Below are 15,639 nucleotides of genomic sequence, written 5' to 3' on the forward strand. Positions count from 1 at the left end.
ACCAACCATGTAAACTCATAAGCACGCTTACGAGTCGGGGTTGTAGCTGTGGGGCTCCCGGCCGAACAGAGCGAGTTGTCCTGGCCAGATGGGCCGGCAGCGTTGGGAGAACACCGTGCAGATCACTAATAACTGGTTCAGATGTACCGCCGGCGTGGCACTGATTGTCGGAGCGACGCTCGCTTCCGCTCCGCCCGCGAGCGCGGACCATAAGGCGGGTCACGAGTCAGACCACGGGCTTTCTCCGTCGGGTCCGGCCACCGCTCCAGGACAAACGCCGCCGAAACCTGGACCGCCGTCCGATGAGGCGCCGGATCCCGGGACTCCCGGGCCCGGAACGCCCGGCCCACCCGAAACCGAGGTGCCGCCAGAGACGGAGGCACCCGTCCCGCCGATAGAGGCGCCCGCGCCTCAGCCCGACCCAAAACCGGACCCCGACCCCGCACCGGCTAAGCCGCCACCGCCACCGCCTGCCCCAAAACCGGAGCCCAAACCCGCGCCTACGACTACAACGCCTGACCCGGCTCCGGCCCCTTCGCCGGCACAGGTCCCGGTGCAAGCCCCTCAGCCGGCGCCACCTCCCCCGCCGCCGGCCCCGATGCTGATGGTTCCGGTCCAGGTTGTTCCGGCCGAGCAGCCTGCTCCGGAGAAAACGAAGGAAGCAGAACCCGAGCTCGCTCCGTTTGCCATGCCGCCCTATGCGTGGGCGCCGATGTACGAGCCTCCCGCAGAGTCACCTGCCCCGGCCACACCGGCCGCCGGAAGTGAGTCGCCGGACGTCGCTGCTGCCGGCTCGCCGGCCGTGGTCGGCGTCAGCGCAGTGCTTCTGGCCCTGCTGGCCGCGGGCATGGTGGTCCTGGGAATACGCTCCCGTGGCCCGAAGGGTGCTAGCGCCCCATAACGGCTGCGGTGAACGGGTTCGCAAAGACGCCTTCAGGATCCAGCCGCTTGGCCAGGACGCGGAAGTCTTCCATCCGCGGGTACAGCCGGTCGAAATCGTGCGCGCCAAGGGTGAAAAGCTTGCCCCAGTGCGGCCTTGCTGCGAACGGTTCCAGCGCCGCCTCGAGCTCGGGCAGGAGCGCTTCGACCGCCGGCTGGTCCTGAACCCACGTGAAGTGCAGGCCCACGGCGTCAGTCCCGTAGCTCGAGCTGAGCCACAGTTCATCCGCGGCAACCGTGCGTATCTCGTTCACCTGCAGAAGCGGCGCAATCTCGGCGCTGAGCCCCCGAACAGCCCGGACCGCGTCGACGGCATGCTCACGGGGAATAAGGTACTCGGACTGGAGCTCCACACCGTTGCTGGGCGTGAAGTCGAGCTTGAAGTGGGGCAGCCGGTTGTACCAGGGACCCGCCACACCCAACTGCGGAGTACAGCCGATCGCCGGCAGCCCGGGCAGCGGGTGGCGCTCGTCGTCGGCCGTCACCGCTCCGAACAGGGTTTCCTCCAACGGTGCGTCGCGGTCTGCACGCCGCTTCACCCACACAGAGTCGGCAACGTCCGGGTTCCGCCAGGTGCTGAACACGCTGACGCTGTACGCGGCGCCCGTCACGCCGTCGAAGTTCTGCAGCAGGTTCTCGAGCGGCAGCCGCTCAAAAACGGTCTGCTCCACCTCGAAGGCAGGCTCAACCCGCAGCTCAAGACTTGTCACGATGCCGAGCGCCCCCAGGTTGATGACCGCACCTTCGAAGTCCGGATCTCCGGCGGTGAACTTCACCAGCTCGCTGTTCCCGGTCACCAGCTCCAACCCGACGACGGCGGTCGCCAGACTGCCGTTCCGCCTGCCCGAGCCGTGGGTTCCCGTAGCCACAGCTCCGCCCACTGAAATGTGTGGCAACGACGCGAGGTTTGCGAGCGCGAGCCCTTCCCGTTCGAGCTCCCGGGCCAGTTCCCCATAACGGATCCCGGCTCCGACGGTGACAGTCGAGCGCTCCCGATCGATTGATACGGGACCGGTCAGGGCGGCGGTCGACAGCAGCTCGGCGGTCCCATCCGCGATGTCATTGAAGGAGTGGCGCGACCCAAGCGCACGGATAGAGGTCGCCGCGGCGACGATCCGGCGCACCTCCTCCACCGACGTCGGCTCATGCAGGATGGAAGCTCCATAGGCAAGATTTCCCGCCCAGTTAGTGCCGACGTCGTTCGCCATCAGTTACCTTTCCTTCACGTGAGTTGGCAGGACACGCCCCTTATGGAGGCCCAAAAGGGGCGTGTCCTGCCAAATGAACGGGTTAGAGCTTCTGCGCCAGCCGGTAATAGGCCGCGTTCCACCGTAGCTCGCGCTGGAACTCACGCAGCGTCGTCGTGCTGTCGATGCGCAGCAGTTCGGTGCCGGCGATGTCGGCGAAATCCTCAAACACATCAAGCCCGACGGCGGTACTCATCACCGTATGGTGCGCAGCACCCGCGCTCAACCAGGCCGCTGCCGACGTCGCCAGGTCCGGCTGCGGCTTCCAGACGGCACGCGCCACCGGAAGGTTGGGCAGCGGCGCGTCCGGAGGAACAACCTCGACGGCGTTGGCAGTCAGGCGGAAGCGGTCACGCATGTCGGACATGGCGACGACGACGGCGTCCCCTGAGTCCGTATCGAACACCAGCCGGACCGGGTCCTCCTTACCGCCAATACCCAACGGGTGCACCTCAAGGGTGGGCTTCGACGTAGTGAGCGTCGGGCAGATCTCCAGCATGTGTGCGCCGAGAATCTTCTCCTCCCCAGGCACCAGATGGTACGTGTAATCCTCCATCAGCGACGCGCCGCCGGGCAGACCGGCACCCATCACTTTCGCCGCGCGGACCAGCACGGCCGTCTTCCAATCACCCTCGGCGCCGAAACCGTAGCCGGCGGCCATGAGCCGCTGAACCGCGAGCCCCGGAAGCTGACGCAGCCCGCCAAGGTCCTCGAACGTCGTCGTGAAGGCACCGAAGGAGCCCTCCTCAAGGAAGGACTTCAGCGCGAGCTCCTGCCGCGCGCCGTACCGGAGCGATTCATGGCGGCCACCTCCGCGCCGCAGCTCAGGAACGACGTCGTACGTTTCCTCATACTCGGCGACCAGCGCGTCGATGTCCGCATCGGACTGCGCGTCCACAACCTCGACGAGCTCGTTGACGCCCCAGGTGTTGATGGAGACCCCGAAGCGCAGCTCCGCCTCGGTCTTGTCACCCTCGGTGACGGCCACGTTGCGCATGTTGTCGCCGAAGCGGGCTACCTTGAGCTCGTGCACTGCGGCCCAGCCGGCGGCTGCACGGGACCAGGTGGCGATCTGCGCAGTAACCGCGGGATTGGACACGTGCCCGACGACGGTCTTCCGCGCCACGGAAAGCCGGGTCTGGATGTAACCGAACTCGCGGTCGCCGTGCGCTGCCTGGTTCAGGTTCATGAAGTCGAAGTCGATGTCCGCCCAGGGCAGCTCGACGTTGATCTGCGTGTGCAGGTGCAGTAGCGGCTTGCGCAGGGTGTCGAGGCCCGCGATCCACATCTTGGCGGGACTGAACGTGTGCATCCACGCGATAACGCCGATGGTCTTGTCGCTTGCGTTCGCCTCAAGTGCCATCCGGCGGATCGAGGACGAGTCCTTCAGCGTCGGTTTCCAGACAACCTTGACCGGCACGTCGGAGGCTTCGATCATCTTCACGATCTGCTGGGACTGCTCGGCCACCTGGCGAAGCGTGTCATCCCCGTAGAGGTCCTGGCTTCCGGTGAGGAACCAGATCTCGTATTCATCCAGTGAGGTTTTGAGGGTTGTCACAGTGCGGCTCCGGTTCCTGCGGGCGTGGATTGCCCGTACACGTTTTGGTAGCGGTCAAAGAGGGATTCAATGTGGCGCTGCTCAATGGGGAGCGGGTCGCCGAGCTGGCGCGAAATGTGGATAGTACGGGCAACGTCCTCGAGCATGACGGCGGCCTTCACGGCGTCGCGGGCATCCTTGCCGATGGTGAACGGCCCATGGTTCTGCATCAGGACGGCGCGGGAGCGGTGGCCCGTGAGGGTTTCCACGATTCCCCGGCCAATTGAGTCATCGCCAATGACCGCGAACGGGCCTACGGGGATTTCTCCGCCGAACTCGTCCGCCATGGCCGTTATGACACACGGGATGGACTCACCGCGCGCGGCCCACGCAGTCGCATAGGTCGAATGTGTGTGGACCACTCCCCCAACGCGCGGCATGTTCCGGTAGACGTAGGCATGCGCAGCCGTGTCGCTGGACGGCGAGCGCTCGGAGCCCGGCGTTCCCGCAATCACGTTCCCGTCGAGATCGCACAGAATCTGGTTCTCGGGCGTGAGCTGGTCATAGTCCACACCGCTCGGCTTGATGACGAAGAGATCCATGCCGGGCACGCGGCCGGAGACGTTGCCGCCTGTCCATACCACCAGGTTGTAACGGACCAGTTCCGCGTGCAGCTTGGCAACATCGCGGCGGACGGCGTTGATGGTGTCCAGTTCACGGTCGGTGAAGGACTCAGGAGTGCTGGTCATGCGTTAACCATCGCTTTCAGTAGGCGGTCCGGCGGAGTTCCTAGCACTGGGAACTACCTGATGTGACCGTTCACACTATATGCTGGACGCGACGTTTGATGTCAAGAATCACACGCTCACGGCAATTCACACTGACGGGATTGGTTCTGGCAACCGTGACCCCTTACCGAAGGAGACTCTGTTCATGACCGACCCCAAGGACGTAATCGCCGGCGGACGCGCCTGCCTCGGAATCGAGCTCGGATCCACACGCATCAAAGCCTGTCTGATCGGTGAGGATCCTTCCGTGGTCCTGGCTGTAGGCGCTCATGACTGGGAGAACCAACTCGTCGACCGCCTGTGGACCTACTCGCTGGAAGACGTCTGGACGGGTCTTCAGGCTGCCTACGCGGACCTGTGCACCGACGTTGAACGCCGTTACGATACCCGGCTGGAGAGCCTGAACGCGATCGGCGTCTCAGCGATGATGCATGGCTATCTTGCTTTCGACGACGACGACGAACTCCTCGTTCCCTTCCGCACCTGGCGCAACACCAACACCGGGCCGGCGGCGGCAGAGCTCACCGAACTCTTCGGAGTCAATATCCCGTTGCGGTGGTCTATTGCGCACCTGCATCAGGCCGTACTGGACGGTGAACCGCACGTATCGCAGGTTCGCTCCATTACAACCCTCGCTGGGTATGTGCATCGTGAGCTCACCGGGCGCAAAATACTTGGCGTGGGCGACGCTTCCGGAATGTTCCCCATCGACTCCCTTACCAGGAATTACGACGCCGAGCTGCTGTCCCGCTATGACACTCTGGCGGCCAAAGCTGCACCCGGACTAAACCTCTCCGAACTCCTGCCCGAAGTACTTCCGGCGGGACAGCCGGCCGGCGAGCTGACAGCCAAGGGAGCGGCCCTCCTTGATCCCACCGGCGGTCTCCGGCCTGGTGCGCTGCTGTGCCCGCCGGAGGGCGACGCCGGCACCGGCATGGTGGCGACCTGCTCGGTTGCCCCCCGCACCGGCAACGTCAGCGCCGGCACGAGCATCTTCGCGATGGTGGTACTCGAACATCCCCTCGAACACGTGCACCATGAACTGGATCTGGTGACAACACCTGCCGGGGACCCGGTAGCCATGGTGCACTGCAACAACGGCGCCAGTGAGCTCGCGGCGTGGGTAGGGCTTTTCTCCCGCTTCGCGGCCGCCTCAGGAGCTGTGTCGGCGTCCGGTGCTCCGCTTGAGTCGGATGATGTTTTCAACACGCTCTTCCGTGAGGCGCTCGAGGGTGCACCGAACGCCGGCGGACTCCTCGCCTACAACCACCTTTCCGGGGAACCCATCGCCGACATTCCTGAGGGCCGCCCCTTGTTCCTGCGGACGCCGGACAGCGAATTCACGCTTGCCAATTTCATGCGGGCACAGCTCTACGGAGTCTTCGGCACCCTCGCCCTGGGCATGCGCGTCCTCGCCAGTGAGGGCGTTGAGCTGGACCAGATGTTTGCGCACGGCGGCATGTTCCGCACGGCGGGCGTGGCGCAGCGCTTCCTCGCCGGTGCTCTTGCCGCACCGGTCTCCGTTGCGGCTACGGCCTCCGAGGGCGGCCCTTGGGGCATTGCGGTGCTTGCCTCCTACGCCTCAGCCAACGCCGCCGGCAAGGAACTCGGGCTGGACGCTTACCTGCGCAAACACGCATTCGGCAGCGCGGAATTCGAAACAGTCGAACCTGACGCGGCCGACGTCGCCGGCTTCGCAGCCTACCTTGACCGCTACTCCAGGGGCCTCGAGGTCGAACGCACGGCCATCAACGCCCTGTCGGTGGAATGATCGCGAGCAATCGTCACGGTGTGCTGTTGGAAGGCACTGCCGCTGAGCGGCGGACGATGAGTTCCGGCACTACCGTCCGTGAGGGGTTTTGGACTGGAACTCCCAGCTGGGTGAGCAGGTGCGCCACGCAGCGCCGTCCTAACTCGGTGAAGTCCTGGCGAACGGTCGTCAGCGGCGGTGCGAAGTGCGCGGCGTCGGGCACGTCATCGAAACCGATGACGCTTACGTCGTCGGGGACCCGGAGACCGCGGTCACGGCAGGCGTGGATGAGTCCAAGCGCCATCTGGTCGTTTGAGGAGAAGACCGCCGTCGGCTGATTCTCACCGAGGATCTCCTGCCCTATCCGGAAACCGCTGTCGGAGGTCCAGTCGCCGGTCACCACCCGCGAGCCGTCGAGCCCCCAATGTGCCATTTCCGTGCGGAAGCCGCGAATCCTCTCCCTCGACTCCACCCAGCCGTCCGGCCCGGCGATGTGCACTATGTTGCGGTGCCCAAGTTCCAGGAGGTGGCGCGTTGCAAGCCTGGCCCCGGCGACCTGGTCTACCGAAAGCCCATGATCGTCTGCCGCTGACGTGGAGTGCACTGTCACCATCGGCAGCCTGACCGACAGGTGACCGAGTTGCCGAAGCGTAGCTTCCTGCGGCGCGAGGATGATGAGGCCCTCCACCGCGTGGTCGACGAGCCGCCCGAGCGCTTCCTTGAAGGCGGCCTCATCGAGTGAGGTCAACGTGGCGGTGTCAACGAGGTAGCCGGCACCGGCAGCTGCTGCTTCGATCGCGGCCCTGGTCGACGACGGACCAAAGTAGGTGCCGTTGGTCACCAGCACGCCGATCATGCCGGAGCGGCTGGTCACCAGTGAGCGAGCGGCACGGTTGGGCCGGAACTGCAGTGCCTCCATGGCGTCCAGCACGCGCTGCCGGGTGCTCTCCCGCAGGCTCGGGTGCCCATTGATCACGCGCGACACGGTCTGGTGAGACACGCCCGCGGCCTTCGCCACATCGCGAATGTTTGCGGAGCGGCTGCGCGGGGCGGGGTGTTGGGCAGACGACGACGCCGGCTCACTGTTTACGGTCACACAGGAAACGGTACTGGATCGGCGGAAACAGACCCACTAATGACGTTTGTGGGCACAAGAATTTGAGACGAATTTTTCGCACCTCCGGCAGAAGTTTTCTCGACACAAGTTTTGGAACACATTCCCTAGGGCTGCTCCCGACTATAAATAGCGCAAAGTTTGAGGAAACGTATCGAACGGAATTCCCAGCAGGTCGAAATAAGATCACTGGACAGCGAAATCAGAGGCATCCCGCTCCCGCGTTATCACCGCCGGCCCGTGGGAGGAACGTTGACCGGCGGCACTGTGCAGGGCGGGACACCACTGAAGACTTCAACTAACGCTGGTTCTTGCGGGGTTTTGCGAACAGCGACTCGCTGGACTCAGCCTTTGCCTTCTTCTGAGCGCGCTTTTCAAGGATGGACTTTCCTTGTTTTTTCGCTCCTACGCTCCTGGGAGACTTTCCTGACACGGGGATCACCGCCTTCCTCATTCAATACCCAGAACCATACCCACTTATATTTTTAAAGCCAGTCCTGACGCTGCGCGAGAAATGCTGCGCCCGCCGCCCTGCGGGAATTGCTAAAAAAAGCAATTGGGCTATGCTCAGACTTTCATCACCGTCCCGCAGCCGCTGTTGCTCCGGTTTTCCGGTGGTGCCCGCACGTATCTGAGGAGTGAAATGCTGCATTCAGTCGCCCCCGCTACCTGGCTCACACAAGAGGCTTACACTCGTTTGAAGAGCGAACTGGACGGGCTGTTCGCTGCACGGGCAAGGCAGGAAGAATCGGGCGAACGGATGGCCACCGAGTCGCGGATCAGGCAATTGACTGTTCTGCTCAAGAACGTGAACATCCACTCGCCGGCAGATGACGGAATTGTGGAGCCGGGCATGCTGATCGAGGCGTGCATTGACGGGCAACCCGAAGTGTTCCTGATGGGTAACCGGATAATCCTGGGAACGGAGCAGCTGAACGTCTTCAGCGAACAGAGTCCCCTCGGCATGGCCATCCGCGGTTTGCGGCCCGGAGACGTCACCTCCTACACCGCGCCCAACAAGCGGCAGGTCTCCATCTCGGTCATCTCGGCCACGCCGTATACCGGCGATAAAATCTCAGCTGGTGAGCTTTAGGCCGAATCAGTCGGGGCAGCACGGTCATCTACTGCGGCCGTCATCCTGTCGATTCGCTCGATCGCGGCATCGAGCTTCTCAACGGCCGCCCACAACCCGGGTTGTCGTTCGCGGACCTGCTCGAGTGTGAGTCCGGAAGATCTCAGGGTGGCCAAATCGAAGCTCACGTTGGTCCGCGCTCCCGTTACGGCCGCCCGCAGCGCACCGAAGGCCACAACGACGTCGGCGATCAGTGCCTTGTTCCCGTTATCCGCCAACCAGGAGAGGTCGCTGATCGCATCGATCGCGTGATCGCCCAGCGCCGCAGACGCCCGGGCGGCGACAAGTGACGCCTCGCGTATCGCCTGGTCGCGTTCGTCGCCCTTCTCCAACCGGAAAGCTGCGCCGAAGGCCCGCGAAGCCGAGGCGTCACCATCTGCCAACTCCAGGGCAGTCCGACGAAGGTTCTGCGCCCGGGAGAGCAGATCCGCCAGCTGGTTTTCCTGTTCACCCTCGGCGTCGGTATAGCCGGCCACCATGGACGTCAGTGAAGCTGCAATGGCGAGCATCACCCCTGCCCCGGCACCGCCGCCGGGCGAACCGACCGACTCGCCCAGGGCTCGCGTCCACTCCTGAACAGTCGAATGCTGCGTTGTGACCTCCTCGGTATCGGCCATGATCCAAGTCTGTCCTATTCCGGACCCTAATCGTCCGCAAGTGGACGTACGGTGTGTGACATGGCTATCGCGCGATTCCCCACCACTGTCATCGACTGTCCCGATCCTCTTGCCCTCGCACGGTTCTACGGGACCATGCTCGACTGGAAGGTGAAGGAGGAACCCGACTGGGTCGAAGTCCAGGCGGACTACGGTCAGTCCATCTGCTTTCAAAAGGTCGAGAACTACTCAGCGCCGGAATGGCCGGGGCAGCACTCCCCGCAGCAGATGCACCTTGACGTGATCGTCGATGATCTCGATGCCGCCGAGATCGCGGTGCTGGAATTGGGAGCGACCAAACACGAGCACCAGCCCGGAGAGTCATTCCGCGTATTCCTGGATCCAGCGGGCCACCCGTTCTGCCTCTGTTCGGGATAACCGCGCGCAGCATCGACGGGGCGGCCGGAGCCTACTCACCCCAGCAACAGCGCCACCAGCAGCGACGCCGGCAGCGCCAGGAGTGAACTCACCAGGATGATGTCGCGGACCAGTGTCACCCTCAGCCCAAACTGGGCGGAGAACAGGAACACATTCTGCGCCGTCGGCAGCGCCGCCATGGCCACCACGCCGAGCAGGGCTGTGCCCTCAACCCGGAAGAGATAGTACGCAACTGCCCAGGCAATGAGCGGCATCAGTGCCAGCTTCACTACGCTCCCCAGTACGACGTCGGCGCGCACGTTCCGCTGTGCCAGCGGCTTCTGGCCGCGGAGGCTCATGCCGAAAACCACCAGCAGCAGCGGAATCGAAGCCTGGCCCAGCATTTCCAGCGGCGTCCAGATAATCGGCGGCAGAGTCAGTGAAGTTGCGGCGAACAGGGCTCCGGCAGCCGTGCCGGTGGTTACGGGATTTGCGACTGAACGCAGGACTGTCCGCACCAGCGTCGGGGAGGTGCCGGCAGAACCGGCCGAACCAGCTGTACCAGCTGAAGCGGCCGAACCGTGGGAGCCCGTCTTCCTGCCGCACCAGGCGAAGATGGTGAGGAAGACGGGTGCGATGACGAGCAGCTGAGCCAGCAGCACCGACACCACGGGAGCTGAACTGCCCACGGCGTAGAGCGCAATAGGAATACCGATGTTGCCGGCGTTGACGTAGCAGGAGGCCATGGCGCCGACGGCGATCTGCGCCGCTTGGCATTTCAGGATGAAGCGGCTGAGCAGGGCGTAGACCGCGGCTGTCGCGGCAGCAACGATCAGCGCGATCGGTGTGTAGACGCTGAGCACTTCGGCGAGTTCCGTCTCGGCGAGCAGGATGAACATGAGGGCCGGGTTGGTGATGTAGTAAATCACCGGCGTGAGGCCCTCCTGCATGGCCCCGGTGCGGGTGGGGAGGAGGATCGAGGCGAGAACGCCCACGCCAACCAGCGCCAGCACAATGCCGAACCCGAGGAGAACCCCCTCCACTCACCCTCCTATTGCATAAAGCCCACCGAAATCCGCCCTATCGCACCAGGCAAGGCCTCTTGGGATCGAAGGTCCACTCCGGAAGCAGGTACTGCATTGACGTAGCGTCGTCGCGTGCACCCAGGCCGTACTCGAGGTAGAGGGCGTGGGCTTCGTCGAGTCGCGTCCGATCCAGCTCAATGCCAAGGCCGGGAGCATCCGGCACCCGGATTTCGCCGTTCCGGATCTGCAGCGGATCCTTCGTCAGCCCCTGGCCGTCCTGCCAGATCCAGTGGGTATCGAGCGCGGTGATCTCACCGGGCGCGGCCGCACCGACGTGGGTGAACATTGCCAACGAGATATCGAAGTGGTTGTTCGAGTGCGATCCCCAGGTGAGGCCGAACTCGTGGCACAGCTGGGCAACCCGCACCGAGCCTGCCATGGTCCAGAAATGGGGATCAGCCAGCGGAATGTCGACCGCATTGGTGCGCACGGCATGAGCCATCTCACGCCAATCGGTTGCAATCATGTTGGTCGCTGTCTGCAGCCCGGTAGCTCTGCGGAACTCGGCCATGACCTCACGGCCGGAGAACTTGCCCTCGGCGCCGCAGGGATCCTCGGCGTAGGCCACCACGCCCTGCATCCGCTTCCCCAGCCGGATGGCGTCCTCCAGCAGCCAGCCGCCGTTCGGATCGAGCGTGATCCGCGCGTCGGGGAAGCGTTCCTTGAGGGCCGTGGCGGCGTCGACCTCCAGGTCACCGGCCTGGACTCCGCCCTTGAGCTTGAAGTCCGAGAACCCGTACCGGGCCTGCGCTGCTTCTGCGAGGCGCACCACGGCCTCGGGGGTCATTGCTTCCTCGCGGCGCACCCGCTCCCAGTCGTCCTTTCCTTCAGGCTCGCGAAGGTACGGAAGATCCGTGCGGTCGGGGTTGCCGATGTAGAAGAGGTAGCCGAGCATCGGCACAGCGGCGCGCTGCTGTCCGTTCCCGAGCAGTTCAGCAACAGGAACGTCCAGGAACTGGCCGTGCAGGTCCAGCAGTGCCGATTCGATCGCAGTCACGGCGTGCACTGTGGTCCGCAGGTCGAAGGTCTGCAGACCGCGTCCACCGGCGTCGCGGTCGGCGAACCTGACCGCCACTTCGCGCAGGAGACTGCGGAACTGCGCCACCGGCTTACCGGACAGGAACTCACCGGCTTCCCTGATGGTGGAACCGATGGCCTCCCCGCCCGGAACCTCGCCCAAACCTGTCCGGCCATCAGAATCGGTAATGATCACGACGTTGCGGGTGAAGAAGGGTGCGTGCGCCCCGGAGAGATTGAGCAGCATCGAATCGTGCCCGGCAACCGGGACAACTTCGACGGCGGCGATAGCCGGCTGGGAGGTCACGCGTCCTCCCCTGTGGCCTCGACAGCCGACCCCGTGCCGTCACCCTCCGTTGCCCGCACCACGGTGCCGTCTATCCGGCGGTTGAGGCGCCACGGGTTGGCGTCCTGGATTGCGGCGGGACGCAGCACCTCGGGAATGTTCTGGTACGCAACCGGCCGCAGGAACCGCTCGATGGCGAGCGTACCTACCGAGGTTATCCGCGTATCGGAGGTCGCGGGGAACGGTCCGCCGTGAACCATCGCGTGGCCGACCTCGACGCCGGTGGGCCAGCCGTTGGCGAGGATGCGGCCGACCTTGCGCTCCAGCACGGGCAGGACGCTCGCCGCGGTCTCATAGTCCGACTCGGTGAGGTGGAGGGTAGCGGTCAGCTGGCCCTCCAGGCGCTTCGCTGCCGCCACCAGCTCCTCGGTGGAGGAGTAGCGCACCACGAGCGACGCGGCACCGAAGATCTCCTCGTGCAGAACAGGGTTGTTCAGGAACGTCTCTGCCTGGGTGCCGTAGACAACCGGTGCGGGCGCGTTCTCGGTAGCCCCGTTTGCGCCCTGGGCAACCAGTTCGACGCCATTCTGGGAGCCGAGCGCTTCCACACCTGCGTTCCAGGAGTCAGCAATTCCGCGGGTGAGCATGGTCTGTCCCGCAGACGGCGCGAGCGCACGGGCGACCGCGGCGAGGAAGTTGTTCCCGGCGTCGCCGGTTGGCACGAAGACCAGGCCGGGCGAGGTGCACAGCTGGCCGCTGGAGCCGGTCACCGAGGTGACATAGGCGGCGGCGAGCCCATCGAGATCGCCCTGCAGCGCGCCGTCGAAGAAAATCACCGGGTTGATGGAGCTCATTTCGGCATACACCGGGATTGGCTGTGGGCGCGCGGCGGCGGTCGCCATCAGCGCCGTGCCGCCGGAACGGGAGCCGGTGAAGCCGACTGCCTGGATGACCGGATCCGAAACAAGGGCCTGGCCGATACTGGCACCGGGGCCGTAGATGAGGGAGAAGACGCCCGGGTGGAGGCCGGCGTCGTTCACTGCTTCTGTGATGGCGCGTCCCACCAGCTCGCTGGTTCCGGGATGGGCGTTGTGCGCCTTGAAGATTACAGGGCAGCCGGCGGCGAACGCCGACGCCGTGTCCCCGCCTGCCGTGGAGAATGCCAGCGGGAAGTTGCTCGCGCCGAAGACGGCGACCGGGCCGAGGGGAACCTTGCGCTGGCGGATGTCAGCGCGCGGCATGGGAGTACGCTCCGGCTGCGCGGGGTCGATGCGCACGCCGCGGTGATCGCCCTGGCGAACCACAGAGCCGAAGAGGCGCAGCTGGCCGGTGGTGCGGGCGAGCTCGCCGCGCATGCGCGCTTCCGGCAGACCCGTTTCAAGCATGGCCCGGGCGATGATCTCTTCGCCCGACGCTTCGATCCGGTCGGCAATGCTTTCCAGGAAGGACGCGTGCGCCTCCGGTTCGAGCGTGCTGAAGGAGTCGAAGGCTTCCTCGGCGGCGGAGGTCGCTTGTTTGAGCTGCGCCTCGTCGATCAGGGAGTAGGCGGGCTCGAGTGTCTCGTTGGTGGCCGGGTTGAAGCCGTTGACGGTCTTGCCGTTACCGGCAGTCGTCCCTCCGGCGATGATGGAGTGACCCTGAAGTGTAGCGTGCTGCGTAGGCATGAAGCTCCTTACGGATGGTGTCCGGTTGGTTGTTTTCTACGGGTGTGCGTTCAGGCGTTGGTGAGTGCTGCGGGTGCCGGGCGGATACCGGCCGCGTCAAGCAGTGCTCCGAGGTCAGCGAGGTCTGCTTCAGTGAGGTTCTGCAGCGGCGGGCGGACACCGCCGACGTCGCGACCCACAACCTTCAGGCCGCCCTTGACGATCGAGACGCCGTAACCGCGCACGCGATCGCGGATGTCGAGGTAGGGCAGCACAAAGCGCTGAAGCTTCTCGGTGACAGCCGCGTGGTCCTGCCGACGGACGTCACCGTAGAACTCAAGCGCGAACTCGGGCACGAAGTTGTACAGCGCGGAAGAGTAGGTGCTCATGCCCAGCTGCAGCAGTGGAAGGGCGAAGGTTTCCGCGGTGGGCAGGCCGCCCAGGTAGAAGAGCCGGTCACCGTTCTTGGCGTACACCTTGGTGAGGTGCTCGATGTCGCCGATGGCGTCCTTGAAGCCGATGAAGTTCGGGTGGCGTTCTGCAAGGCGGGCAACGGTGTCTGCCGAGTAGATGGCGTTCGCGCGGTTGTAGACGATGACGCCGATGTTCGTGGCGGAGCAGACCGCGCTGACGTGCGCGAGGAGCCCGTCCTGGTCGCATTCGGTGAGGTACGGCGGGAGCAGCAGGAGGCCCTCGGCGCCGGCAGCTTCAGCGTCCTGCGCGTTCTGGATCGCCTGGGCGGTGGAACCGCCGGCGGAAGCGAGGACTGGCACTTTGCTGCCGACCTCGTCGACGGCGGCCCGGATAACCTGCGCTGCCTCGGCCGGCGTCAGGCTGAAACCCTCACCGGTACCGCCGGCTGCGAAGAGACCTGCGACGTTGAAACTCGCCTGCCAGGACAGGTGCTGCCGGTAGGCGTCCTCATCCACGGCCAGCTCGGACGTGAAGGCGGTGACCGGGAAGGACAGCAGTCCGTCCTTGAGTTTCTGAGCGAGTTCCTGAGGCGCGTACTGGGCCACGATGCATCTTCCTTAGGGCAGTTCGCCGCGAACGGCGAGGGGTGGTGCTTACTGGTGGGTTGCTTCAACAGTAGGAAGTCAGATGATGCCTGTCTAAGCCCACTTTTGAATGGATTGATGCCCTCCGGGTATCAGAGCTCCTTGGTGCGGATCACCTCAAGGAGCCTTCCCAGCGCCGGATTGCGCATTTCCCTGCTCCAGATCGCATAGAGCTCGACGGCGTCCGGCTCGATATCCGCCAACCGCAGGTAAGAGACTCCCTCCACTCCGAGCACGCTCGCTGATTCCGGCACGAACGCCACTCCCCGCCCGGCTGCCACCAACGCCACCATGGTCAGAATCTGGCTTACGGTATGCACCACATTCCCGTGCTCCACCGGGATATTGCGCACCACCAGATCATAGAAATACCGCGCCTTGGTAGGCGAGTGCATGATCAGCGGCACGCCCTTGAGGTCAGCGACCGTCAGCGACCGGTTCAATCGGTCGAGATCGTGCCCGGTCGGGACAGCCAGCAGAAAATCCTCAGTGAAGAGCAGGTGCGATTCGAAGAGGTCCGCATCGAAGGCCGGCCGCGCGAGGCCAAGGTCCAGGTCGCCGTCGGCAATCGCTGCCACCTGCTCGCCGGTGACGAGCTCCTGCAGGTCCACATCGACGTCGGGAAGCTCGGTGGCAATCTCGGTCAGCAGCGGACCGAGGAGACTGAAACCGGAAGCGGCCGTAAAGCCCACCCGTAGCTGGCCCGACCTGCCGGCCGCGATACGCCGTGCCGTCTGGGGCGCCCGTTCTGCGGCAACAACGAGCTTCCGGGCTTCCGCGAGGAAGGCGCTGCCGGCCGCCGTCAGCGACACCTTGCGGTTGTCACGCTCCAGCAGCTCGACGCCGACACTGCGCTCAAGTTTTTGAATCTGGCGGCTCAGCGGCGGTTGCGTCATGTTGAGCCGTTCGGCAGCCCGTCCGAAGTGCAGCTCCTCGGCAATGACAACGAAGCTGCGTGCCTGATCGAGAGTAAACATGATGCCTTCCGGGTATCACTTCATGCATATGTTGGCTTGGACATGCATCATAG

General features: G+C 64.6%; 14 protein-coding genes. 4 read left to right on the forward strand and 10 right to left on the reverse strand.

Annotation, left to right across the window (positions count from 1 at the left end; translation table 11 throughout):
* Positions 1–598: 598 nt before the first annotated feature.
* Positions 599–901 carry a hypothetical protein gene (locus tag Q0877_RS06230; protein ID WP_299166517.1) on the forward strand — a complete coding sequence of 101 codons (303 nt, stop codon included), beginning with the start codon at positions 599–601 and terminating at the stop codon, positions 899–901.
* Here Q0877_RS06230 and Q0877_RS06235 read toward each other — a convergent pair.
* The 3 genes from Q0877_RS06235 to Q0877_RS06245 all read right to left on the reverse strand — a co-directional run bounded on the left by Q0877_RS06235 (position 888) and on the right by Q0877_RS06245 (position 4,472).
* A complete protein-coding gene (locus tag Q0877_RS06235) occupies positions 888–2,147 on the reverse strand; it encodes an FAD-binding protein (RefSeq protein WP_299166518.1) in 1,260 nt (419 codons plus the stop codon). The two genes, Q0877_RS06230 and Q0877_RS06235, sit on opposite strands and share 14 nt — an antisense overlap.
* Before the next feature lie 82 nt (positions 2,148–2,229).
* Entirely contained in the window at positions 2,230–3,744 is a 1,515-nt protein-coding gene (araA, locus tag Q0877_RS06240; RefSeq protein ID WP_299166519.1) for an L-arabinose isomerase, read from the reverse strand.
* Positions 3,741–4,472: an L-ribulose-5-phosphate 4-epimerase gene (locus tag Q0877_RS06245; protein WP_299166520.1), complete on the reverse strand. Its 732-nt coding sequence runs from the start codon at positions 4,470–4,472 to the stop codon at positions 3,741–3,743. Before Q0877_RS06245 ends, araA begins: the two co-directional genes overlap by 4 nt.
* Positions 4,473–4,656: 184 nt before the next feature.
* Here Q0877_RS06245 and Q0877_RS06250 point away from each other — a divergent pair, with 184 nt between their 5' ends.
* On the forward strand, positions 4,657–6,282 hold the full coding sequence (locus tag Q0877_RS06250) for a xylulokinase (protein WP_299166521.1): 1,626 nt from the start codon (positions 4,657–4,659) through the stop codon (positions 6,280–6,282).
* A 13-nt stretch (positions 6,283–6,295) separates the two neighbouring features.
* Here the strand turns inward: Q0877_RS06250 and Q0877_RS06255 are convergent, their stop codons facing one another.
* On the reverse strand, positions 6,296–7,357 hold the full coding sequence (locus tag Q0877_RS06255; protein WP_299166522.1) for a LacI family DNA-binding transcriptional regulator: 1,062 nt from the start codon (positions 7,355–7,357) through the stop codon (positions 6,296–6,298).
* Between the two features lie 661 nt (positions 7,358–8,018).
* Here Q0877_RS06255 and Q0877_RS06260 point away from each other — a divergent pair.
* Entirely contained in the window at positions 8,019–8,468 is a 450-nt protein-coding gene (locus Q0877_RS06260) for a GreA/GreB family elongation factor (RefSeq protein WP_299166523.1), read from the forward strand.
* On the opposite strand, the gene Q0877_RS06265 is transcribed toward Q0877_RS06260, so the two are convergent.
* Positions 8,465–9,124, reverse strand: coding sequence for a cyclodeaminase/cyclohydrolase family protein (locus Q0877_RS06265; RefSeq protein ID WP_299166524.1), 660 nt, complete (start codon positions 9,122–9,124; stop codon positions 8,465–8,467). The two genes, Q0877_RS06260 and Q0877_RS06265, sit on opposite strands and share 4 nt — an antisense overlap.
* A gap of 60 nt (positions 9,125–9,184) precedes the next feature.
* Between Q0877_RS06265 and Q0877_RS06270 the strand changes: the two genes are divergently transcribed.
* Positions 9,185–9,541, forward strand: coding sequence for a VOC family protein (locus Q0877_RS06270; RefSeq protein ID WP_299166525.1), 357 nt, complete (start codon positions 9,185–9,187; stop codon positions 9,539–9,541).
* A gap of 35 nt (positions 9,542–9,576) precedes the next feature.
* On the opposite strand, the gene Q0877_RS06275 is transcribed toward Q0877_RS06270, so the two are convergent.
* The 5 genes from Q0877_RS06275 to Q0877_RS06295 all read right to left on the reverse strand — a co-directional run bounded on the left by Q0877_RS06275 (position 9,577) and on the right by Q0877_RS06295 (position 15,586).
* The gene (locus Q0877_RS06275; RefSeq protein WP_299166526.1) at positions 9,577–10,563 is read right to left on the reverse strand and encodes an AEC family transporter; all 987 of its coding nucleotides are present in this window, start codon (positions 10,561–10,563) and stop codon (positions 9,577–9,579) included.
* 37 nt (positions 10,564–10,600) lie between these two features.
* Entirely contained in the window at positions 10,601–11,929 is a 1,329-nt protein-coding gene (locus tag Q0877_RS06280) for an enolase C-terminal domain-like protein (RefSeq protein WP_299166527.1), read from the reverse strand.
* A complete protein-coding gene (locus tag Q0877_RS06285; protein ID WP_299166528.1) occupies positions 11,926–13,572 on the reverse strand; it encodes an aldehyde dehydrogenase (NADP(+)) in 1,647 nt (548 codons plus the stop codon). The genes Q0877_RS06280 and Q0877_RS06285 overlap by 4 nt, the downstream gene beginning before the upstream one ends.
* 50 nt (positions 13,573–13,622) lie before the next feature.
* A complete protein-coding gene (gene kdgD, locus Q0877_RS06290) occupies positions 13,623–14,570 on the reverse strand; it encodes a 5-dehydro-4-deoxyglucarate dehydratase (RefSeq protein ID WP_299166529.1) in 948 nt (315 codons plus the stop codon).
* Between the two features lie 131 nt (positions 14,571–14,701).
* The gene (locus tag Q0877_RS06295) at positions 14,702–15,586 is read right to left on the reverse strand and encodes a LysR family transcriptional regulator (RefSeq protein WP_299166530.1); all 885 of its coding nucleotides are present in this window, start codon (positions 15,584–15,586) and stop codon (positions 14,702–14,704) included.
* Positions 15,587–15,639: the final 53 nt, after the last annotated feature.

Source organism: uncultured Arthrobacter sp., assembly GCF_947495145.1.
GTDB lineage: Bacteria > Actinomycetota > Actinomycetes > Actinomycetales > Micrococcaceae > Arthrobacter_D.